The organism is Streptomyces sp. NPDC092045 (genome assembly GCF_044756005.1).
In the GTDB taxonomy this organism is placed as follows: domain Bacteria; phylum Actinomycetota; class Actinomycetes; order Streptomycetales; family Streptomycetaceae; genus Streptomyces.
The window spans coordinates 656934-676580 of record NZ_JBIVSC010000002.1 but is presented as its reverse complement, the minus strand read 5'-3'; the positions used below and the strand labels follow the sequence as shown (position 1 = coordinate 676580).

The following is a 19647-nucleotide window of genomic DNA, read 5'->3' as shown; positions in this document are numbered from 1 at the left end:
CCCCTCAAGAGTACGTGAACGGTTGACGCCCACTTCGACTAACCCTTAAAGTCGAATTAGAGGGTTAGCCCGCACGGGGCGGCCCGTACGGGAGGGAACCGTCATGTCCGCGATCGGCACGCTCACCACCCACCACGTCGGCATCAACGTCACGGACCTGGAGCGCTCGCTCGCCTTCTACGCCGACGTGCTCGGCTTCGAGGTCCTCGGGAAGGGCGCGGAGGGGGAGAGCGGCTACGCCTTCCTCGGCAGGGACGGCCGTCTGGTGATCGCCCTCTGGCAGCAGGCCGAGGGCGCCTACGACTCCGGCCGCCCCGGCCTCCACCACCTCGCCTTCGAGGCCGAGTCCGTCGACCACGTCCGCGCCGCCGAGGCCGCGCTCACCGCACGCGGCACCACCTTCGCGTACGAGGGCCTCGTCGCCCACCAGGAGGGCGCCGCCGCCGGCGGCATCTTCTTCCACGACCCCGACGGCACCCGCCTGGAGATCTCCGTCCCGAAGGGCGCCGAAACGGCCCCGGCCCCGTCGGGCACGGCCCCCGCCTGCGGCTTCTTCTAGACGGAACCCCGCTCACACCCCGGAGGAACCCCATGGGCGCCTACCACCCCGGATCGCTCGCCGTGCAGGAGCGCGTCGGCGTCCGCGACCTCGCCGAGCACGTGGGCCGCTCCATCGGCGCCGGCATCCGCCCGGTCGCCGCCGCCTTCCTGGAGGCCCAGCCGATGCTGGTGGTCGGCGCGGCGGACGCCGGCGGGCACGTCTGGGCGAGCCTGCTCACCGGCCCGCCCGGCTTCGCCCGCGCCACCGGCCCGCACACCGTCTCCGTCGCCGGCGGCGTCCCCGCCCACGACCCGCTCGACGGCGCGATCACCGAGGCCGGCACCCCCGTCGGCACCCTCGCCCTCGACCCCCGCACCCGCCGCCGCATGCGCCTCAACGGCACCGCCCGCCCCAGCCGCCGCGGCTTCACCGTCGAAGCGGAACAGGTCTTCTCCAACTGCCCCAAGTACCTCCAGAAGAGGGAGTGGTACGGCTCCGAGCCCGCGGGCCCCGGAACCGGCGCCCCGCACCGCGGCGCGACGCTCACCCCCGCCCAGGCGGACCGCGTCCGGGCGGCGGACACCTTTTTCGTGGCCACCGCCGCCCCCGACGGGGCCGACGCGAGCCACCGGGGCGGCAACCCCGGCTTCGTCCGGGTCGACGGGCCCCGGGAGCTGAGCTGGCGGGACTACCCGGGCAACGCGATGTTCCTGACCCTGGGCAACCTGGAGTCGGACGGCCGCACCGGCCTGCTCTTCCTGGACTGGGAGACCGGGACGACCCTCCAGCTCGGCGGCCTCGCGCGCACCGAGTACGGCTCCGGGGAGCGGGTGGTCCGCTTCCGCGTCGACCGCGTGGTGGAGACGCCGGGGGCCAGCCCGCTGCGCTGGTCGCCCCCGGAGTACTCCCCGGCGAACCCGGCGACGCCCTGACGGCGGGGCTCCACGCGCACGCCCCGCCGCGGACACCACCGCCCCCGTGACCGACGACCCCACCGCCACCCCGACACTCCGCCGCCTTCACGCGCCCCTGCGCCTCCACGCGCCGCCGCCTTCACGCCCCCTGCGCCTTCACACGCCCCTGCCCCCTCGCCCCCTCGCACTCCGCCGCCCGCCCGCCCAGACGACCCCCGAGGACCCCGTGCCCGCCGCCCCCGCCGCAGAGGCCCCCGAAGCATCCGGACTCCCCGAGACCCCCCGGCCCCTCGAACCCCCCCGACCGCCCCGTCCCCGGCCGCCCGCCCGGCCCCGCCCCCGCGTCCTCCTCGGCGCCACCGCCGCCGCGGTCGCCGTGCTGCTCCTGCTGGTCGCGGTGGGCACGCTCCTCCGTCAGCCCCTGCTGATCCCGCCGCTCGCCGCGAGCGCGGCGCTCGTGGCGGGCGCCCCCGAGCTGCCGCTCTCCCAGCCCCGCTCGGTGGTCGGCGGCCAGCTCCTCTCCGCGCTGACCGGGTTCGCGGTCCTGGCCCTGGCCGGGCCGGGGCCGTGGGGCGCCGCCGTCGCGGGCGGCCTCGCCCTCGGCGTGATGGCGCTCGCCCGCGCCCCGCACTCGCCCGCCGCCGCCACGGCCGTCGTCGTGGCCCTCCAGGCCACGCCCTTCTGGTCGTTTCTCGGCCTTCTCGCCCTCGCCTGCCTCCTCCTGGTCGCCGCCGGCCTCGCGGCCGCTCCCGCGACGGGCCGGACGTATCCCGCGTACTGGATCTAACCTCTTCGCATGAAGCGGGAGTTGAGGGTGGCGGCCTACGCCGTGTGCGTCCGGGACGAGGAGATCCTGCTCGCCCGCTGGGTGGCGGGCGACGGCAGCGGGCTGTGGACCCTGCCGGGCGGCGGCATGGACCACGGCGAGGAGCCCGCCCGGACCATGGTCCGGGAAGTGGAGGAGGAGACCGGACACACCGCCGAACCCGTCGCCCTCCTCGGCATCGACTCCGTCCGGCGCTCCTGGCCGCGCCGCTTCGCCGGCCCCGGCCACTTCCAGGGCCTCCGGATCGTCTACGAGGCCCGGATCACCGGCGGCGAACTGCGCCACGAGACCGGCGGCTCCACCGACCTGGCCGCCTGGCACCCGCTCTCCGCCGTCCCCGGCCTGCCCCGCGTCGAACTCGTCGACATCGGCCTCGACCTGTGGCGCGAGCGGCCCCCGACCGGCCGTTCCCGGCTGAGCGTGCCGCGCGACCCCGCCCTTCCGCCGAACGGCTGAAAACGGCTCAACCACCCCCGGTCCGCTCAACCCTCCCGGCACCCCGGCGAGTCCTGCCCGCCGACCGAGGCACACGCCGCGCAGAGCCCCAGGGGAGAGCCCACATGCCAGCCGTACGCACCACCCGTACCCTCCGCACCACCGTCGCCGCCGTCCTCGCGGCGGGCCTCACCGCCACCGCCCTCGCCACCCCCGCCCTCGCGGCCTCCGAACCCCGGCAGCGGGGCCACGCGGCCACCCAGCGCGCGCTCCAGGCGCAGGTCGACGCGGGTGTGCCCGGCGCCGTCGCGCAGGCCCGCGACGGACGGGGGAACTGGACCGGCACCGCAGGCGAGCGCGGGGGCGACGACCGCTACCGCGTCGGCTCCCTCACCAAGACCTTCGTCTCCACCGTCCTCCTCCAGCTCCAGGCCGAGCGCCGGATCGACCTCGACGACCCGGTCGAGAAGTGGCTGCCCGGCGTCGTCCGGGGCAACGGCCACGACGGCCGGCGGATCACCGTCCGCCAGCTCCTCAACCACACCAGCGGCGTCTTCGACGTCACCTCCGACCCCGGCTTCCAGGAGAAGGTCTTCGGCCCCGGCTTCCTGGAGCACCGCTACGACACCTGGACCCCGCAGCAGCTCGTCGACGTCGCCCTGGCCCACCCCGCCGACTTCGAGCCCGGCACGAGCTGGAGCTACTCCAACACCAACTACGTCCTCGCCGGCATGATCATCGAGAAGGTCACCGGCCGCCCCTACGGGAAGGCCGTCGAGAACCGGATCATCAAGCCCCTGAAGCTGCGCGCCACCAGCGTCCCCGGCACCCGCGCGTCGATGCCGAGGCCCAGCAGCCCGGCCTGGTCCACGCTCTCCCGGGACCCGGGCGCGCCCGTCCACGACGTCTCCCGGCTCAACCCGTCCATCGCCGGAGCGGCGGGCGAGATCATCTCCGACTCGAACGACCTCCAGACCTTCTACCGGGCCCTCCTCAAGGGCCGGCTGCTGCCGAAGGCGGAGATGCGGGAGCTGACCGCCACCGTCCGGATCTCCCCGGAGGTCCCGCAGATCCGGTACGGGCTCGGGATCATGTGGGAGAAGCTGAGCTGCGGCAAGGAGATCTGGGGCCACGGCGGCGGCATCCACGGCTCCTCCACCGAGAGCCGCGTCACCCGCGACGGCGAGCACTCCCTCGCCCTGAACCTCAACGCCGACTGGACGGGCGACGGCGCCGCCGTCCTGGAGGCCGAGTTCTGCGGCGCCTCCCCCCGGGGCTAGCTCACCGGGGCAGGACGACGACGTACGCGGCGGGGTGCCGGTCCGGCGCGGCCATCAGGGCCGTGCGGACCACGGCGGCCTGCTGGTCCATCGCCTCGCGCAGTTTGCGCGGGGTGAGGTGGACGACCGTGATGCCGAGCCGCTCCAGGTGCTCCCGCTTGCGGGCGTGCTCGGACCACAGCTCGTCGTCGTCCTGCCGGGGCGCCCGGGTGTCCAGTTCGACGGCCACCGCCTGGTCGGGCCAGTAGGCGTCCACCCCGCCCAGGTGCGGGCCGCCCGGCAGCCGCAGGTCCACGTTCCACAGCGGGTCCGGAAGCCCGAACTCCCGCACCAGCGCGTACAGCCGCTCCTCGGAGCGCGCGCGCCCCTCGGAGAGCAGCGCGTCCACCGCGTCCACCACGTGCGGCCGGGAGAGCAGCCGGGCCCGGCTCAACTCCCGCACGATCACACCCGGTTCGCAGTGTCCGCCGCGCACCGCCTCGGTGAGCAGCGCGCGGACCGCCTCCGCCTCCGAGAGGCCCGCCACCGCGTCGGCGACGGCGCGGGCGACCGGGGCGACGGGGACGCCCGTGAGCAGCACCGGCTCCGGCGCCTCCGGGGCGCGCACCACCCGCACCCAGCCGGTGGAGCGCAGCCGCCGGGTGCGCGGCACCAGGACGTCGATCCGCTCCAGGGCGGTGAGCGGGGGAGCGGAGGAGAAGCGGTGCAGGGTCAGGGCCGCGAGGCCGGTGATCATCGCCTCCCGCTCCTGGCGCGGCAGGGTCCCGGGCCTGCGGGCGTAGAGCAGGGCGGCGTGCAGCCGGTCCTCGCCGGTGGGCGGTCCGGGCTGGAGCAGGAAGACGCCGGGCAGCACCTGCTGCCAGCCGCCGGGCCGGCACCGCGCGGCGACGTCGGCGGCGGGGACGCCCTGCGCCCTCAACTGGTCGGAACTGGCGAGGCGCCGGGGCCGACCGGTGCGGGAGGAGAGGGGGAGGGGGCGGGGGGTGAGGGGGGCGTTGTGGTTCATGCCGGGGGTCTTCCGCTTCCGAAGGCTCCCCTAACCCCTGTTACACGCTCGTCGACAATTGGGGACGAGCTCGCCCTAAAGTACGCGCGTTCGAATGCCGATGAGGTGCCGCGCCGGCACGGCGGCGGGGGCCCGGGCCGAAGCCCGTGACCCCCGCCGCGTTCAGCCGTCCGTCACTCCGCCGCGCGGTCGCACTCCTGCGCGCGCAGGGCCCGGGCCAGGTCGTCGCGGGACTCCAGGACCAGGCGCCGCAGGGCCGGCGCGGCCGACTCGTGGGACGACAGCCAGGCGTCCGTGGCGGCCAGGGTCGCCGGGTCGTCCTGGAGCCCCGGGAACAGGCCCCGGACCACGTCCATGCCGATCTGGATCGACCGCTCGGCCCACAGGCGCTCGATCGCCGCGAAGTACTTCTCCGCGTACGGGGCGATCAGCTCGCGCTGCGAGGGCTGGACGAAGCCCGCGATCGTCGCCTCGACCAGCGCGTTCGACAGGGCGTCCGACTCCACGACCTGCGCCCAGGCCTGCGCCTTGACCGCCGCCGAGGGGCGCGAGGCGAGCAGCCGCACCTGGTGGCGCTTGCCCGTCGCCGTGTCGTCCCGGGCCAGCTCCTCGCCGATCCGGGCCTCGTCCGCGCGCCCGTGCGCGGCGAGCGGCGAGAGCAGCGCCCAGCGCAGCTCCTGGTCGATGTCCAGGCCGTCGATCCGCGCCGTACCGTCGAGCAGCCCCTCCAGGAGCTGGAGATCGGCGTCCGAGGAGGCCGCCGCCGCGAAGAACCGCGCCCAGGTCAGCTGGTGCTCGCTGCCCGGCTCCGCCGCCCGCAGCTCGCGCAGCCCGCCCTCGGCGAGCAGCCGGCCGCCCTCCTCGCGCCACTCCGGGTCCGCGTACAGGGTGACGGCCGACTTCGTCCAGGCGTGCACCATCTGGAGGACGCCGATCTCCGTCTCGCGGCCCGCGAAGGCGAGCACGACGGCGACGAAGTCCCGGGCGGGCATCAGGCCGTCGCGGGTCAGGTTCCACAGCGCCGACCAGCACAGCGCGCGGGCCAGCGGGTCGGTGACGTCGCCGAGGTGCTCCCGCAGGGTGGCGAGGGAGCCCTCGTCGAAGCGCATCTTGCAGTAGGTGAGGTCGTCGTCGTTGACGAGCACCAGGTCGGGCCGTTCCTCGCCCGCGAGCCCGGCCACGACCGTGCGGGCGCCGGTGACGTCCGCCTCGGCCCGCGCGTACCGGGTGAGCGAGCCGTCCGCGTCCAGCCGGTAGAGGCCCACGGCCGTCCGGTGCGGACGGAGCTCGTCGCCCTCCTGGAGGACGGCGAGCTCGGTGATCCGGCCCTCGGCGTCGTAGGTGACGTCCGGCGCGAGGACGTTCACGCCCGAGGTCTGGAGCCAGGACTTCGCCCAGCCCTTCATGTCGCGCCCGGAGGTCTCCTCCAGGATCGCGAGCAGGTCGCCCAGGCGCGTGTTCCCGTACGCGTGGCGCTTGAAGTAGCGGCGCGCGCCCTCCAGGAACGCGTCCCGCCCGGCGTACGCCACGAGCTGCTTGAGCACCGAGGCGCCCTTGGCGTACGTGATGCCGTCGAAGTTCAGCTTGGCGTCCTCCAGGTCACGGATGTCGGCCGTGATCGGGTGGGTGGACGGGAGCTGGTCGGCGCGGTACGCCCAGGACTTGCGGTTGTTGGCGAAGGTCACCCAGCTGTTCGTGAAGCGGGTCGCCTCGGCGTTCACGAAGGAGCCCATGAAGTCCGCGAAGGACTCCTTCAGCCACAGGTCGTCCCACCACACCATGGTGACCAGGTCGCCGAACCACATGTGCGCCATCTCGTGCAGGACGACGTTGGCCCGCGCCTCGTACGAGGCCTGCGTGACCTTGCCCCGGAAGACGTACTCCTCGCGGAAGGTCACCATGCCCGGGTTCTCCATCGCGCCGAGGTTGTACTCGGGGACGAAGGCCTGGTCGTACTTCCCGAAGGGGTACGGGTAGTCGAAGTTGTCGTGGAAGAAGTCGAAGCCCTGCTTGGTGATCAGGAAGACGTCGTCCGCGTCGAAGTGCTTCGCGAGCCCCTTGCGGCACATCGCCCCGAGCGGGATCTCCAGGTCCCCGCGCCGGTAGGTGTCGGTCACGTAGTGGTACGGACCGGCGACCACGCAGGTGATGTACGTGGAGATCGGCGCCGTCTCCGCGAACCGCCACACCCCCTCGGCGTCCCGCTCCCCGGCGCCGTTCGACCAGACCGTCCACTCTTCCGGCGCGGTCACCGAGAAGCGGTACGGCGCCTTCAGGTCGGGCTGCTCGAAGTTGGCGTACACCCGGCGGGCGTCGGCCGGCTCGTACTGCGTGTAGAGGTAGACCTCGCCGTCCTCCGGGTCGACGAAGCGGTGCATGCCCTCGCCGGTCCGGCTGTAGGCGCACCGCGCGTCCACGACGAGCGTGTTCTCGTCCTCCAGGCCGTCGAGCGCGATCCGCGCCCCGTCGAAGACCTCCGCCGGGTCCAGCGACCGCCCGTTCAGGGTCACCGCGTTCACGGACGGGGCGATCAGGTCCGCGAAGGTGCTCGTGCCCGTCCCCGTGCGGCGGAAGCGGATCGTCGTCACCGAGCGGAAGGTGCGCACCGCCTCGTCGGACTCGCCGACCGCCGAGCGCAGGTCGAGGGCGACCTCGTACCCGTCGACGGACAGCAGCGCCGCCCGCTCGTGGGCCTCGTCGCGGGACAGATTCTCACCGGGCACGGTCACTCCTTCGTGGCACGTTCGAAACAGCACCGATCCTCCCATGTGCCCCTGTCGCCCGGTACACGGGAATGCCCGTCCGGGTCCGTGGCGTTCTTCCCCTTCGGCGCACCGCCTCCTTCCTTCCGCGGCCGTACCGAGGAGTGACATGTCCGAGAGCAGGACCACCGCAGACTTCTACTTCGACCCGCTGTGCCCCTGGGCCTGGATGACCTCCCGCTGGATGCTGGAGGTGGAGAAGGTGCGCCCGGTCGACGTGCGCTGGAAGGTGATGAGCCTGGCCGTGCTCAACGAGGACCGGCTCGACGAGCTCCCGGAGGAGTACCGGGAGATGCTGGAGACCAAGGCCTGGGGCCCGGTCCGCGTGGTGATCGCCGCCCGCGAGCTGCACGGCGACGAGGTCGTCGGAAGGCTCTACACCGCGCTCGGCACCCGTTTCCACGACAAGGGCGAGGGCCCGACCCGCGAGGCGGTCGTCGGCGCCCTGAAGGACGTCGGCCTGCCCGAGGACCTGGTGGAGTACGCCGACAGGGACACGTACGACACCGAGCTGCGCGCCTCCCACAAGGAGGGCATCGACAAGGTCGGCCAGGACGTCGGCACCCCGGTGATCGCGGTGCCCGGCCCGGACGGCGAGGAGGTCGCCTTCTTCGGCCCGGTCGTCACCCCGGCCCCGCGCGGCGAGGCGGCGGCCCGGCTGTGGGACGGCACGCTGCTCGTGGCGGCGACGCCGGGCTTCTACGAGATCAAGCGCACCCGGACGGCGGCGCCGAGCTTCGAGTAGCCACCGCCCGCAGGCACAGAAGAACCCCCGCGACTCACGTCATCGCGGGGGTTCTTCCTCCTTCCGCCCGCACGTGAAGGTTGAGAAGACGATCACGAGCAGGACGACGGGGCCGCCGGCCGGCGGGAGGTCAGAAGGAGATCAGCGGGACCGAGGCCTTGGCGGCGTGGTAGCGCTTGTTCACGTCCTGCCAGTTGACGACCTGCCACATGGCCTCGATGAAGTCGACCTTCTGGTTCTTGTACTGGAGGTAGAAGGCGTGCTCCCAGGCGTCGAAGACCAGGATCGGGACCGAGCCCTGGCCGACGTTGCCCTGGTGGTCGTAGACCTGCTCGACGATGAGGCGGCCGCTGATCGGCTCGTAGGCGAGGACGCCCCAGCCGGAGCCCTGGGTGGTCGCGGAGGCCTTGGTCAGCTGGGCCTTGAACTTCGCGAAGGAGCCGAAGGACTCGGTGATCGCGTCCGCGAGGTCGCCGACGCCGTCGGCGGCCAGCGGCTCGCCGCCGCCGCCCTCCTTCGGGCTGTTCATGTTGTTCCAGTAGATGGAGTGGAGGATGTGGCCCGAGAGGTGGAACGCGAGGTTCTTCTCCAGCCCGTTGATCGACCCCCACTGGTCCTTGTCGCGGGCTTCCTCCAGCTGCTCCAGGGTGTCGTTCGCGCCCTTGACGTAAGCCGCGTGGTGCTTGTCGTGGTGCAGCTCGATGATCTGCGGATTGATCACCGGCTCCAGCGCCGCGTAGTCGTACGGCAGCTCGGGAAGTGTGTAGATCGGCATGTGCCCGGCCCTTCGACTGCTCCTGCTTATTGCAACCTGTATGCAGGTGCAGGCTAACAGTAGGTGCGCACGGAAGTTGATCAGCCCTTCGTCCTAGGTCCCGTGTCCGGGCATGGAGAGACCCCCGGACCGGGTGTGGTCCGGGGGTCTCCCGTCGGTGCGGGCGGGGTCAGGAGGCGCGGTTCCGCGCCGCCCGCTGCCGCACGAGGCCGACGGCGGCGAGCAGCAGGGTCAGGCCGCCCGTCGAGTACAGCTGCACCCGGGTGCCCTCCTCGCGGGCCATCAGGACGAAGACCGCCGCCATGCCGGCCAGCGCCACCCACGTCAGGTACGGGAAGGCCCACATCCGCACGACCAGCTTCCCGGGCGCCTCGCGCTCGGTGCGGCGGCGCAGCACCAGCTGGGAGGCGGCGATGAAGAACCAGACGACCAGGATGATCGCGCCGATGGTGTTCAGCAGCCAGACGAAGACGTCGTCCGGCCGCCAGTAGCTCAGCAGCACGCAGCCGAAGCCGAAGACGGAGGAGGCGAGCACGGCCGGACGGGGGACGCCGCCGGAGGTGCGGCCGAGCGCCTTCGGGCCCTGGCCGCGCGCGACCAGCGAGCCGGCCATGCGGGAGGCGCCGTAGACGTTGGCGTTCATCGCCGAGAGCAGGGCGACGAGCACGACCACGTTCATGATCTGGCCGGCGCCCGGGATGCCCAGGTGGTCGAGGGTGGCGACGTACGGGCCCTTCTCGACGACCGCCGCGTCGTCCCACGGCACCAGGGTGACGATGACCGCCATGGAGCCGATGTAGAAGAGCGCGATCCGCCACATCGCCGTGCGGACGGCCTTGGCGACGCCCTGCACCGGGTGCTCCGACTCGGCCGCCGCGATGGTGACGGTCTCCAGGCCGCCGTAGGCGAAGACCGAGGCGAGCAGACCCACGATCAGGCCCTCGGAGCCGTGCGGGAAGAAGCCGCCGTCGCCGGTGAGGTTGGCGGTGCCGGGGGCGTCCGCGCCGGGCAGCAGACCGGTGATCGCGAGGACGCCGACGCCCAGGAAGAGGACGATCGCGCCGACCTTGAGGGCGGCGAACCAGAACTCGAACTCGCCGAAGTTCTTCACCGCCGCCAGGTTGGTGACGCAGAAGACCAGCATGAAGAGCGCGACCCAGGCCCACTCGGGGCTGCCGGGGAACCAGCCGGTCATGATCTTCGCCGCGCCGATGCCCTCCAGGCCGACGGCGACGCAGAGCAGGAACCAGAAGGCCCAGCCCGAGGTGAAGCCCGCCCAGGAGCCGAAGGCGCGCTCGGCGTGGACGGAGAAGGAGCCCGAGGCCGGGTTCGCGGCGGACATCTCGCCGAGCATCCGCATCACCAGCATCACGAGGACGCCGGAGAGGGCGTAGGCGATGACGATGGAGGGGCCGGCGGCGGCGATGCCGGCGCCGGAGCCGACGAAGAGGCCGGCGCCGATGACGCCGCCGAGGGCGATCATCGAGAGGTGGCGCTGCTTGAGGCCGTGGGAGAGCCCCTCGGCGGGGGCCGCGCCGTCGTCCTCGCGGTCGACGGGCGCGGGCGCGGTGGTCCGGGACATGGGCCGCCCTGTTCACTGGCTGGGACGGGGGAACGGGCCACAGTCTGGGCGGGCCCACCGCTGAGGGGGAACCGGTGTCCGCTATACGGGCACGGGCTTCACACAAGGTGAAGATTCGGTTCCGTTTCGTGCGGGGCCCTCACGTGCCACGCGACCCGGCCCGTACGTGTCCCCGATCCGGCCGTACGCGCTCCCGCCCCGCCCGGGTCCGCTCCCCGCCCGGGTCCGCTCCCCGCCCGGGCCCGGTCCGCGTTCAGCCCCGGTCCGCGTTCAGTCCCGTCCCGCCCGCAGCTCCCGCACCCACGCCACGAGCAGCACCGCGCCGGTCGCCGCCGCCGACCACAGCACCTGCGGCCGCGCGCCGTCGTCGTACAGCATCAGGACGAGCACCGCGCCCATCGCCGCGAGCGCCACCCACGTCAGCCAGGGGAAGCCCCACATGCGCAGCGTCAGCGTCTCCGGCGCCTCCCGCTCGATCCGGCGCCGCAGCCGCAGCTCCGAGACCGCGATCAGGCCCCACACGAAGAGCAGCACCGCGCCGACCGCGTTGAGCATGTAGAGGAAGACGGAGTCCGGCCACTTCAGATTGAGCAGCACGGAGACGAAGCCGAAGGCCACCGAGGCGAGCACCGCCCGGCGCGGCACCCCTCCGCCCGAGACCTTCAGGAGCCCCCGCGGCGCCTCCCCGCGCTCGGCGAGCGAGAACACCATCCGCGAGGAGCCGTACAGGTTGGCGTTGAGCGCCGAGAGCAGCGCCACGAACACCACCACGTTCATGATCTGGCCCGCCGCCGGGACCCCGATCGCGTCCAGGACCGCCACGTACGGCGACTCGCCCGGCTCCATCGACGTCCACGGCAACAGGGTCACGATCACCAGCATCGAGCCCACGTAGAAGAGCAGGATCCGCCACACGGCGCTGCGCACCGCCCGCGCCACGTTCCGCGCCGGGTCGTCCGACTCGGCCGCCGCGATCGTGACGACCTCCAGGCCGCCGAAGGCGAAGACGACGGCGAGCACCCCCGACACCACCCCCGACCAGCCGTTGGGCAGGAAGCCGCCCTGCCCGGTGAGGTTCGCGAGCCCGACCGGATCGGTGTCCGGGAGCCATCCCGCGATCGCGAGGACGCCCAGGACCAGGAAGAGGACGATCGCGCCGACCTTGAGTGCGGCGAACCAGAACTCGAACTCGCCGAAGTTCTTCACCGCCGCCAGGTTGGCGAGGGTGAACACGACCATGAAGACGAGCACCCAGCCCCACTGCGGGACCCCCGGCACCCAGCCGTGCGCGATCCGGGCCGCGCCCGTCGCCTCCACGGCGAGGACCACGACCAGCAGGAACCAGTACAGCCAGCCCACCGAGAAGCCCGCCCAGCGGCCGAGCGCCCGCTCCGCGTGCACCGAGAAGGCGCCCGACGCGGGCATCGCCGCCGACATCTCGCCCAGCATCCGCATCACCAGCATCGCGAGCGCGCCCGCGATCAGGTACGAGAGCACGATGGCCGGCCCGGCGACGGCGATCCCGGCGCCCGACCCCACGAAGAGCCCCGCGCCGATCACCCCGCCGAGCCCCAGCATCGTCAGGTGACGCTGTTTCAGACCGTGGGAGAGGGGCTCCGGTTCGGTGGGCGGAGAGGGCGGCGGGGCGTCGGGCATGATGAGGGGCTCGTGCTCTCGGGAGGTGGTGCTTTATGGAGACTCCACAGTCTCTCCGTTGACCTCCCTCCGGCGCAAAAGGGGCGTCTCCCAGCGAGTTGCCAGTGACAAGGGTCACGTGGCGCCCGGTGTGAAAACCGTCCTTTGTCGGAACTCCATGAAGCGGCTGGCTCCGGCTTTGTCGGCTGCTGACGGTGATCGGGCGTTCACCCCTGGCATAGCGTCGACCTGTCCCTCCACCCTCACCCCCGCGGAGTACCGATGAGCATCGCCGCCCCCGCCCGCTCCCTCCGGCCGGGCATCGTCCTCGCCGACCTGGTCCCGGCCAGTCGCGCCCGCGACATCGCCCTCGTCGTCGGCGGCGCCGCCCTCACCGGCCTCGCCGCGCAGCTCTCGGTCCCGGTCCCCGGCTCCCCGGTCCCGGTCTCCGGCCAGACCTTCGCCGCCCTGCTCGTCGGCACCGCCCTCGGCGCCCGCCGCGGCTTCCTCGCCCTCGCCCTGTACGCGGTGGCGGGCGCGGCTGGCGTGCCCTGGTTCGCCCAGGCCACCTCCGGCTACGGGATGCCGTCCTTCGGCTACGTCCTGGGGATGCTCCTGGCCGCCACCGTCGTCGGCGCCCTCGCCCGCCGCGGCGCCGACCGCTCGGTGCTCCGCACGGCCGGCGCGATGGCGCTCGGCTCCGTGATCATCTACGCCGTCGGCGTGCCCTACCTGGCCCTCGCCACCGGCATGACCTTCGGCCAGGCCGTCGCCGCCGGCCTCACTCCGTTCCTCGTCGGCGACGCCCTCAAGGCCGCCCTCGCGATGGGCGTCCTCCCGGCCGCCTGGAAGCTCGCCGGCCGCAAGGGCTGAGCCCGCACGGCACGCGGAAGGGCCCCGGCGGAGTGCGCCGGGGCCCTTTCACGTGTGCGCGGAAGCGGTCAGGACTTCGCGGAGGACTTGCCGATCCGCTCGCGGACCAGCGCGACCGCGACCACCAGCGCGGCCACCAGGAGCGAGAGCACGACCTGCTCCCGGGCGCCGCCGCCGTCGTAGATCATGTAGCCGAGGACGAAGACGATCATGCCGATCGTCGCCCAGGTCAGGTATGGGAAGAGCCACATCCGCACGACCAGCTTCTCCGGGGACTCGCGCAGGATGATGCCGCGCATCCGCAGCTGGGTCACGCAGATGACCAGCCAGACGAAGAGTGCCACCGCGCCGGAGGAGTTCAGCAGGAAGGCGAAGACGGTGTCCGGCCACTTGTAGTTGAAGAAGACCGCGACGAAGCCGAAGACGACCGAGCCGAGGATCGCCGCCCGCGGCACGCCCCGCGCGGTGGTGCGGGCGAAGGCCTTCGGCGCGTCACCGCGCTGCCCGAGCGAGAAGGCCATCCGGGAGGCGGTGTAGAGGCCCGAGTTCAGGCAGGACAGGACGGCCGTCAGGACGATCACGTTCATGACCTGACCGGCGTGCGGGATGCCGATGGAGTCGAGGGCGGCGACGTACGAGCCCTTCTCGACGATCGACCCGTCGTTCCACGGCAGCAGGGTCAGGACTACGAAGATCGAGCCCAGGTAGAAGACGCCGATCCGCCAGATCACGCTGTTGGTGGCCTTGGTGACCGCGCGCTGCGGGTCCTCCGACTCGCCGGCGGCCAGGGTGACGATCTCGCTGCCCATGAAGGAGAAGACGACCATCAGCACACCGGTGAGGATCGCGCCCGCGCCCATCGGGAAGAAGCCGCCCGCGTCGGTGAGGTGCGCGAACCCGGCGCCCGGGTTGTCCGAGCCGGGCAGCACGCCGAAGACCGCGAGCAGGCCGATGACGACGAAGGCGCCGATGGCGACGACCTTGATGCCGGCGAACCAGAACTCGAACTCGCCGTAGGAGGCGACCGAGGCGAGGTTGGTGGCGGTGAGCACCACCATCACGATGAGCGCCCAGGCCCACTGCGGGACGGCCGGGACCCAGCTCTCCAGGATCACCGCGCCCGCGGTCGCCTCGACGGCGAGCACGACGACCCAGAAGAACCAGTACAGCCAGCCGATGCTGAAGCCGGCCCAGCGGCCGAGGGCCTGGTCCGCGTAGGCCGAGAAGGAGCCGGAGGACGGCCGGGCGGCGGCCATCTCGCCCAGCATCCGCATCACGAAGACGACCATGGTGCCGACGAGCGCGTACGAGAGCAGGATCGCGGGGCCGGCGGCGGCGATGCCGGAGCCGGAGCCGACGAAGAGGCCGGCGCCGATGACGCCGCCGATCGCGATCATCGAGAGGTGGCGGTTCTTGAGACCGGCCTTGAGACCGTCGGAGGATGCGGGCGTCCCGGTGGTGCCGGTCGGGCCGTCGTCCTTCGTCAGGGTCGGTTGCGTGTTCATGGACGCTTCCTCGTGTGTGGGGGTCGCTCGGGTCGCGAGCCCGGGCATTCAACCCCGCCGAAGGGGCTGATCGGAAGCCCCTATTCCGGATCGTTGCACGGACGGCCGCGCGAGAGGCGAAGGTCCGTACCAGGCCGGGCGAAGGTCCCGACCCCGCTGCCCACTACCCCGGTCCGGACGTGCCACACTCGGCACCATGCGCGTCTACATCGGTTCCGACCACGCCGGCTACGAACTCAAGAACCACCTCGTCGAGTGGCTGAAGGCCCACGGCCACGAGCCCGTCGACTGCGGCCCCCACGTCTACGACGCCCTCGACGACTACCCGCCGTTCTGCCTGCGCGCCGCCGAGAGGACGGCCGCGGACCCGGACGGCCTCGGCATCGTCATCGGCGGCTCCGGCAACGGCGAGCAGATCGCCGCGAACAAGGTGAAGGGGGTGCGCGCCGCCCTCGCCTGGAGCGAGCAGACCGCCGCCCTCGGCCGCGAGCACAACAACGCCAACGTGATCTCCGTCGGCGGCCGGATGCACACCCGGGAAGAGGCGACCAAGTTCGTCGAGATCTTCCTCAGCACCCCGTACTCCGGTGACGAGCGCCACACCCGCCGGATCGACATGCTCACCGCCTACGAGAACACCGGCGAGCTCCCCCCGATCCCGGCCCACCACCCGCAGGAGCCGACCGCCTGATGCCCGAGGGGCACACCGTCCACCGGCTGGCCGCCGACCACCGCGAGCGGTTCGGCGGCCGGCCCGTGCGCGTCTCCAGCCCGCAGGGCAGGTTCGCCGACTCGGCCGCCCTGCTCGACGGCGCCGTCCTGGAGACCGCCGAGGCCCACGGCAAGCACCTCTTCCTGGGCTTCGGCGGCCGGGGCCGGGTCCACATCCACCTCGGCCTCTTCGGCAAGGTGGCCTTCGGCGACGCCCCCGCCCCGCCGCCCGCCGACACGGTGCGGCTGCGGCTCGCGAACCCCGAGTCGTACGTCGACCTGCGCGGCCCCACCACCTGCGCCCTGATCACCGACGCCGAGGAGCGGGCGATCCACGACCGGCTCGGCCCCGACCCGCTCCGCGACGGCGACGACCCGGACAGGGCCTGGCGCCGGATCTCCACGTCCCGCACCACCGTCGCCGCCCTCCTCATGGACCAGAAGGTCGTCGCCGGCGTCGGCAACGTCTACCGCGCCGAGGTCCTCTTCCGGCACGGCATCGACCCGTACCGGGCCGGCAAGGACCTCACGAAGCGGGAGTGGGACGCGATCTGGGCCGACCTCGCGGTCCTGATGCGCGAGGGCGTGCGGCTCAACCGCATCGACACCGTACGGCCCGAGCACACCCCCGAGGCGATGGGCCGCCCGCCGCGCGTCGACGACCACGGCGGCGAGGTGTACGTCTACCGGCGCGCCCGGATGTCATGCCACGTCTGCGGCACCGACATCCGCACGGCGGACCTGGCCGCCCGCAACCTCTTCTGGTGCCCGGGCTGCCAGACCCGCTAGGGCCCCCTCCCGGGGCGGCGCGGTCGGCGGATCGGGGCCGGACGGCCCCCAGGGGTGTCTCGCCGATCCGGCCCGATCGACGAGACACCCCCTAGAACCCGTGCGGCAGCCACGGCGCGACCGGCGAGCCGAACGCCACCGACGCCTCCACCAGCGCGCCCTCCCGCAGCTCCCGCACCCGCCCGGCCGCCGCCAGGGACGTCAGCGCGACACCGCCCAGGTACGCCGCCCCCAGCTCCCGCACCGAGAGCGACAGGTCCGCCGGGTCCGAGGTCCGCACGCAGACCGCGCCCTTCGCGTCCCCGGTCAGCCGCCAACGCCCCTCGTTCCACGGACAGAACGCGTCCTCCACCTCGAACACCACGTCCACCGGCGCCTGGTACGTCCGCGCCTCCAGGGCCGGACCCACCTCCACCAGGCGCACGTGCAGCGCGTCCCGCAGCGTCGGCGCGCACCGCCGCACGTCGCTCACCAGGTGCTGCCAGCCGTCGTCCACCGGCCGCCCCTGGAGCCGTACCGACGCCGTCAGGTCCACCGACCACAGGAAGCGCCACAGCGCCGCCTCCGCCACCGGGTCGAGCCCCATCAGCTCGTGCACGTGCACCGAGCCGTCGGCCCCCGCGGGCGACCAGTCCGGCTTGACCGCGTAGTGCGCGAACCCCACGACCTCCCCGCCCCGCTCCGCGAGCACGCACAGCCGCGGCGAGGCCCCGCCCCGCTCGGCCGGGGGATCGATCAGCGGCAGCCGCTCCCAGCCCGGCCGCCGGGCGAGCATCCCCGGCCGCGCGGACACCCGGCGCGCGTACACCGCCTCGCACGCCGCCGAGGACTCCACGAGGTCCGCCTGCCGCAGCGCCACCCCGTCCGCGCCCTCCGGCACCGCGAGCCGCACCCGGCTCGTGTCGATCGAGGCCCGCAGCGAGTACGACGCGATCCCGTAGCCGAACCGCCCGTAGATCCCCGGCTCCGACGCCGTGAGCACCGCGAGGGACTCGCCCGCCGCCCGCAGGTCGTCCAGCTGCCGACGCATCATCGAGGTCAGGATCCCGCGCCGCCGGTGCGTCCCCGCCACGCTCACCATCGTCACCCCGGCCGCCGGCACCGACGCCCCGCCCGGCACCGTCAGCCGGAAGGAGAACGACCCCGCCGTCCCCACGCACAGCTCGCCGTCCCAGGCGCCCAGGGAGCGGTCGAACTCGGTCAGGTCCCGCCACAGCCGTCGCTCCTCGGGCGCCTCGGCCACCCCTCCGAAGGCGAGTTCGAGGACCCCGTACCAGCGGTCCCATTCGGTCGGGTCGAGAACCCGCAATTCCGTAGTCATATGCCATCGATATCAGCGGCACCCGTCCGGGGCGACCCGATTTCGCGCACATTGTCACAGGGGTACCCCTGCACGGCGCCGGACGGGATGGATAGGGTCCAGGCCCATGGGACACCGCGACGGAGCGAGCGCGTACGTGGCCCGGACACGCAGGCGCGTGCGCCGGGCCCGCGTCGCGCTGCGCAAGTCCGGCGTGGACTACTTCCGCGGGGACGGCGCCGACTGGATCGCGCTCGCCGGACTCCTCCTGATGATCCCGGCCATCACCCTCGGCACCCTCGTCGACCCCGTCTGGTGCGCGCCCACCGCCCTCGCCCTGCCCATCGTGGCCGGCGGCCTGCTGCTGCGCCCCGCCAGCCTGCTCGGCCTGTACGCGGCCGCCGCGGGCGCCCTCATCGTCGAGTCCGTCGTCCTCGGCCCGTACACCCAGGGTCCCGCCCGGGTCACCCCCGGCACCGTCCTCGTCGTCGCCGCCTGCGGCCTCTTCGGACTCCTCATCGCCCAGTTCCGGGCCCGTGTCGGCGTCCCCTGGCGGCGCGGCGGCACCATGCTCTTCGACCTGCGCGAACGCATCCGGGTCCAGAGCGCCCTGCCCCGGCTCCCGCAGGGCTGGCACCGCGAGATGGCGCTGCGCCCGGCCGGCGGCCAGTCCTTCTCCGGGGACTTCGTCGTCGCCGCGCGCACCCACGGCGGGCGCACCCTGGAGGTCGTCCTCACCGACGTCTCCGGCAAGGGCATGGACGCGGCCTCCCGCTCCCTGCTGCTCTCCGGCGCCTTCGGCGGCCTCCTCGGCTCGCTCCCGCCGCACGGCTTCCTGCCCGCCGCCAACGGCTACCTGCTGCGCCAGAACTGGGACGAGGGCTTCGCCACCTCGATCCACCTCGTCCTCGACCTGGAGTCCGGCGACTACGAGCTCCACTCGGCCGGCCACCTGCCCGCCCTCCAGCTCCACGCGGGCAGCGGCCGCTGGGAGGAGAAGGACGCCGAGGGCCCCCTCCTCGGCGTCTACGACGGCGCCGAGTTCCACCCGGCCAAGGGCTCCCTGCGCCCCGGCGACGTCCTGATGCTCTTCACCGACGGCCTGGTCGAGGCCGCCGACCGGGACATCGCCGAGGGCATCGACCGGCTCACCGGCGAGGCCGACCGCTGCGTCACCGAGGGGTTCGACGGCGTCGCCTGGGACCTGATCGAGGCCGTCGCCAAGGACGTCAACGACGACCGGGCCCTGCTCCTGATCAGCCGCCGTCCCTGACGGGCCGTCGGCCCGGACGTGATCTTCTCCACGACGATTCGTCACCGGGCAGCGAGGGCATGGAGGTTGGTGGCACGATGGAGGCAGCGGGGGGCGTCCGGGACACGGGCTCCCTGGTGGGCAAGGCGGGACCGACCGAGGGTGTGATCAGTTGTGGCCATTTCGCTGTCTGTGGTGTTGCTCCTGGCAATCATCATGGTGGTGCTGATCCGCGGGGGGAGCCTCAAGGCGGGCCCGGCCGTCGTGGCGGTCCTCTTCGGTTTCTTCCTCGCGTCCACCGGCATGGCGGACGACATCCAGCGCTTCCTGGACTCGATAACGCAGACCGTGGCGTCCATCAAGTTCTGAGGACGCCCCCGGAGGACGACACGGGGCCCGGACCGCGAGAAGCGGTCCGGGCCCCGGGCCATGTGGAGCGGGTGACGGGAATCGAACCCGCGTAGCTAGTTTGGAAGACTAGTGCTCTACCATTGAGCTACACCCGCACAGCATCGCGCCGCAGGTCACGAGGACCGCGGCACGAAGAGCATGGTACCGGGTCCGCGGCCGTCTTCGCACACCCCCCGGAAGAGGGGGCGCCGCACAGTCCCCGTACATGTACCCTACGTGTCGCACCGACGGGGTGTGGCGCAGCTTGGTAGCGCGTCCGCTTTGGGAGCGGAAGGCCGTGGGTTCAAATCCCGCCACCCCGACCA

18 protein-coding genes and 2 tRNA genes are annotated in these 19647 nt (G+C 73.0%); 12 read left to right on the top strand and 8 right to left on the bottom strand.

Features of this window, described 5'->3' with window-relative positions:
* The first annotated feature begins 103 nt into the window (after nt 1-103).
* The 5 genes from ACIQKA_RS09830 to ACIQKA_RS09810 all read left to right on the top strand — a co-directional run bounded on the left by ACIQKA_RS09830 (nt 104) and on the right by ACIQKA_RS09810 (nt 3996).
* A complete protein-coding gene (locus tag ACIQKA_RS09830; RefSeq protein ID WP_391092761.1) occupies nt 104-559 on the top strand; it encodes a VOC family protein in 456 nt (151 codons plus the stop codon).
* A 32-nt stretch (nt 560-591) separates the two neighbouring features.
* A complete protein-coding gene (locus ACIQKA_RS09825; RefSeq protein ID WP_402540569.1) occupies nt 592-1473 on the top strand; it encodes a pyridoxamine 5'-phosphate oxidase family protein in 882 nt (293 codons plus the stop codon).
* A 208-nt stretch (nt 1474-1681) separates the two neighbouring features.
* Nucleotides 1682-2242 (top strand): HPP family protein, encoded by a 561-nt coding sequence (locus tag ACIQKA_RS09820; protein WP_383440556.1) that lies wholly within the window; start codon nt 1682-1684, stop codon nt 2240-2242.
* 9 nt (nt 2243-2251) lie between these two features.
* Nucleotides 2252-2737 (top strand): NUDIX hydrolase, encoded by a 486-nt coding sequence (locus tag ACIQKA_RS09815; RefSeq protein ID WP_402540568.1) that lies wholly within the window; start codon nt 2252-2254, stop codon nt 2735-2737.
* A gap of 104 nt (nt 2738-2841) precedes the next feature.
* Complete coding sequence (locus ACIQKA_RS09810) at nt 2842-3996, top strand: serine hydrolase domain-containing protein (RefSeq protein ID WP_383428796.1); 1155 nt, start codon at nt 2842-2844, stop codon at nt 3994-3996.
* 1 nt (nt 3997) lies between these two features.
* On the opposite strand, the gene ACIQKA_RS09805 is transcribed toward ACIQKA_RS09810, so the two are convergent.
* Both ACIQKA_RS09805 and pepN read right to left on the bottom strand, forming a co-directional pair.
* Nucleotides 3998-5002 (bottom strand): hypothetical protein, encoded by a 1005-nt coding sequence (locus ACIQKA_RS09805; RefSeq protein WP_383428794.1) that lies wholly within the window; start codon nt 5000-5002, stop codon nt 3998-4000.
* A 173-nt stretch (nt 5003-5175) separates the two neighbouring features.
* Nucleotides 5176-7725, bottom strand: coding sequence for an aminopeptidase N (pepN, locus tag ACIQKA_RS09800; protein WP_391092768.1), 2550 nt, complete (start codon nt 7723-7725; stop codon nt 5176-5178).
* Between the two features lie 148 nt (nt 7726-7873).
* Between pepN and ACIQKA_RS09795 the strand changes: the two genes are divergently transcribed.
* Nucleotides 7874-8509: a DsbA family protein gene (locus ACIQKA_RS09795; RefSeq protein WP_383149733.1), complete on the top strand. Its 636-nt coding sequence runs from the start codon at nt 7874-7876 to the stop codon at nt 8507-8509.
* A 130-nt stretch (nt 8510-8639) separates the two neighbouring features.
* On the opposite strand, the gene ACIQKA_RS09790 is transcribed toward ACIQKA_RS09795, so the two are convergent.
* The 3 genes from ACIQKA_RS09790 to ACIQKA_RS09780 all read right to left on the bottom strand — a co-directional run bounded on the left by ACIQKA_RS09790 (nt 8640) and on the right by ACIQKA_RS09780 (nt 12522).
* Complete coding sequence (locus ACIQKA_RS09790) at nt 8640-9284, bottom strand: superoxide dismutase (protein ID WP_366374701.1); 645 nt, start codon at nt 9282-9284, stop codon at nt 8640-8642.
* 169 nt (nt 9285-9453) lie between these two features.
* Nucleotides 9454-10866 (bottom strand): amino acid permease, encoded by a 1413-nt coding sequence (locus tag ACIQKA_RS09785; protein WP_383428788.1) that lies wholly within the window; start codon nt 10864-10866, stop codon nt 9454-9456.
* A gap of 270 nt (nt 10867-11136) precedes the next feature.
* On the bottom strand, nt 11137-12522 hold the full coding sequence (locus tag ACIQKA_RS09780) for an amino acid permease (RefSeq protein ID WP_391092770.1): 1386 nt from the start codon (nt 12520-12522) through the stop codon (nt 11137-11139).
* Between the two features lie 261 nt (nt 12523-12783).
* Here ACIQKA_RS09780 and ACIQKA_RS09775 point away from each other — a divergent pair, with 261 nt between their 5' ends.
* Nucleotides 12784-13374, top strand: coding sequence for a biotin transporter BioY (locus ACIQKA_RS09775; RefSeq protein ID WP_383149738.1), 591 nt, complete (start codon nt 12784-12786; stop codon nt 13372-13374).
* Nucleotides 13375-13442: 68 nt separating this feature from the next.
* On the opposite strand, the gene ACIQKA_RS09770 is transcribed toward ACIQKA_RS09775, so the two are convergent.
* Nucleotides 13443-14879 (bottom strand): amino acid permease, encoded by a 1437-nt coding sequence (locus ACIQKA_RS09770; protein WP_383149740.1) that lies wholly within the window; start codon nt 14877-14879, stop codon nt 13443-13445.
* Between the two features lie 196 nt (nt 14880-15075).
* Between ACIQKA_RS09770 and ACIQKA_RS09765 the strand changes: the two genes are divergently transcribed.
* Both ACIQKA_RS09765 and ACIQKA_RS09760 read left to right on the top strand, forming a co-directional pair.
* The gene (locus ACIQKA_RS09765) at nt 15076-15570 is read left to right on the top strand and encodes a ribose-5-phosphate isomerase (RefSeq protein WP_383149742.1); all 495 of its coding nucleotides are present in this window, start codon (nt 15076-15078) and stop codon (nt 15568-15570) included.
* Nucleotides 15570-16379, top strand: a complete 810-nt coding sequence (locus tag ACIQKA_RS09760) for an Fpg/Nei family DNA glycosylase (RefSeq protein ID WP_383149744.1) — start codon at nt 15570-15572, stop codon at nt 16377-16379. The genes ACIQKA_RS09765 and ACIQKA_RS09760 overlap by 1 nt, the downstream gene beginning before the upstream one ends.
* A 91-nt stretch (nt 16380-16470) precedes the next feature.
* Here ACIQKA_RS09760 and ACIQKA_RS09755 read toward each other — a convergent pair whose 3' ends face one another.
* Nucleotides 16471-17700: a GNAT family N-acetyltransferase gene (locus tag ACIQKA_RS09755; RefSeq protein ID WP_402540565.1), complete on the bottom strand. Its 1230-nt coding sequence runs from the start codon at nt 17698-17700 to the stop codon at nt 16471-16473.
* Between the two features lie 106 nt (nt 17701-17806).
* Here ACIQKA_RS09755 and ACIQKA_RS09750 point away from each other — a divergent pair, with 106 nt between their 5' ends.
* Complete coding sequence (locus ACIQKA_RS09750; RefSeq protein ID WP_383149748.1) at nt 17807-18952, top strand: PP2C family protein-serine/threonine phosphatase; 1146 nt, start codon at nt 17807-17809, stop codon at nt 18950-18952.
* A gap of 153 nt (nt 18953-19105) precedes the next feature.
* Nucleotides 19106-19300: a hypothetical protein gene (locus ACIQKA_RS09745; RefSeq protein ID WP_030210679.1), complete on the top strand. Its 195-nt coding sequence runs from the start codon at nt 19106-19108 to the stop codon at nt 19298-19300.
* Between the two features lie 63 nt (nt 19301-19363).
* On the opposite strand, the gene ACIQKA_RS09740 is transcribed toward ACIQKA_RS09745, so the two are convergent.
* Nucleotides 19364-19437, bottom strand: a tRNA-Gly gene (locus tag ACIQKA_RS09740).
* A 133-nt stretch (nt 19438-19570) separates the two neighbouring features.
* Between ACIQKA_RS09740 and ACIQKA_RS09735 the strand changes: the two genes are divergently transcribed.
* Nucleotides 19571-19647: transfer RNA gene (locus ACIQKA_RS09735), tRNA-Pro, on the top strand.

Coding starts and splice junctions, on each gene's coding strand:
- ACIQKA_RS09830 (WP_391092761.1), top strand. CDS start 104: ATGTCCGCGATCGGCACGCTCACCACCCACCACGTCGGCATCAACGTC.
- ACIQKA_RS09775 (WP_383149738.1), top strand. CDS start 12,784: ATGAGCATCGCCGCCCCCGCCCGCTCCCTCCGGCCGGGCATCGTCCTC.
- ACIQKA_RS09810 (WP_383428796.1), top strand. CDS start 2,842: ATGCCAGCCGTACGCACCACCCGTACCCTCCGCACCACCGTCGCCGCC.
- ACIQKA_RS09825 (WP_402540569.1), top strand. CDS start 592: ATGGGCGCCTACCACCCCGGATCGCTCGCCGTGCAGGAGCGCGTCGGC.
- ACIQKA_RS09780 (WP_391092770.1), bottom strand. CDS start 12,522: ATGCCCGACGCCCCGCCGCCCTCTCCGCCCACCGAACCGGAGCCCCTC.
- ACIQKA_RS09755 (WP_402540565.1), bottom strand. CDS start 17,700: ATGACTACGGAATTGCGGGTTCTCGACCCGACCGAATGGGACCGCTGG.
- ACIQKA_RS09815 (WP_402540568.1), top strand. CDS start 2,252: ATGAAGCGGGAGTTGAGGGTGGCGGCCTACGCCGTGTGCGTCCGGGAC.
- ACIQKA_RS09750 (WP_383149748.1), top strand. CDS start 17,807: ATGGGACACCGCGACGGAGCGAGCGCGTACGTGGCCCGGACACGCAGG.
- ACIQKA_RS09790 (WP_366374701.1), bottom strand. CDS start 9,284: ATGCCGATCTACACACTTCCCGAGCTGCCGTACGACTACGCGGCGCTG.
- ACIQKA_RS09770 (WP_383149740.1), bottom strand. CDS start 14,879: ATGAACACGCAACCGACCCTGACGAAGGACGACGGCCCGACCGGCACC.
- ACIQKA_RS09765 (WP_383149742.1), top strand. CDS start 15,076: ATGCGCGTCTACATCGGTTCCGACCACGCCGGCTACGAACTCAAGAAC.
- ACIQKA_RS09805 (WP_383428794.1), bottom strand. CDS start 5,002: ATGAACCACAACGCCCCCCTCACCCCCCGCCCCCTCCCCCTCTCCTCC.
- ACIQKA_RS09785 (WP_383428788.1), bottom strand. CDS start 10,866: ATGTCCCGGACCACCGCGCCCGCGCCCGTCGACCGCGAGGACGACGGC.
- ACIQKA_RS09795 (WP_383149733.1), top strand. CDS start 7,874: ATGTCCGAGAGCAGGACCACCGCAGACTTCTACTTCGACCCGCTGTGC.
- ACIQKA_RS09760 (WP_383149744.1), top strand. CDS start 15,570: ATGCCCGAGGGGCACACCGTCCACCGGCTGGCCGCCGACCACCGCGAG.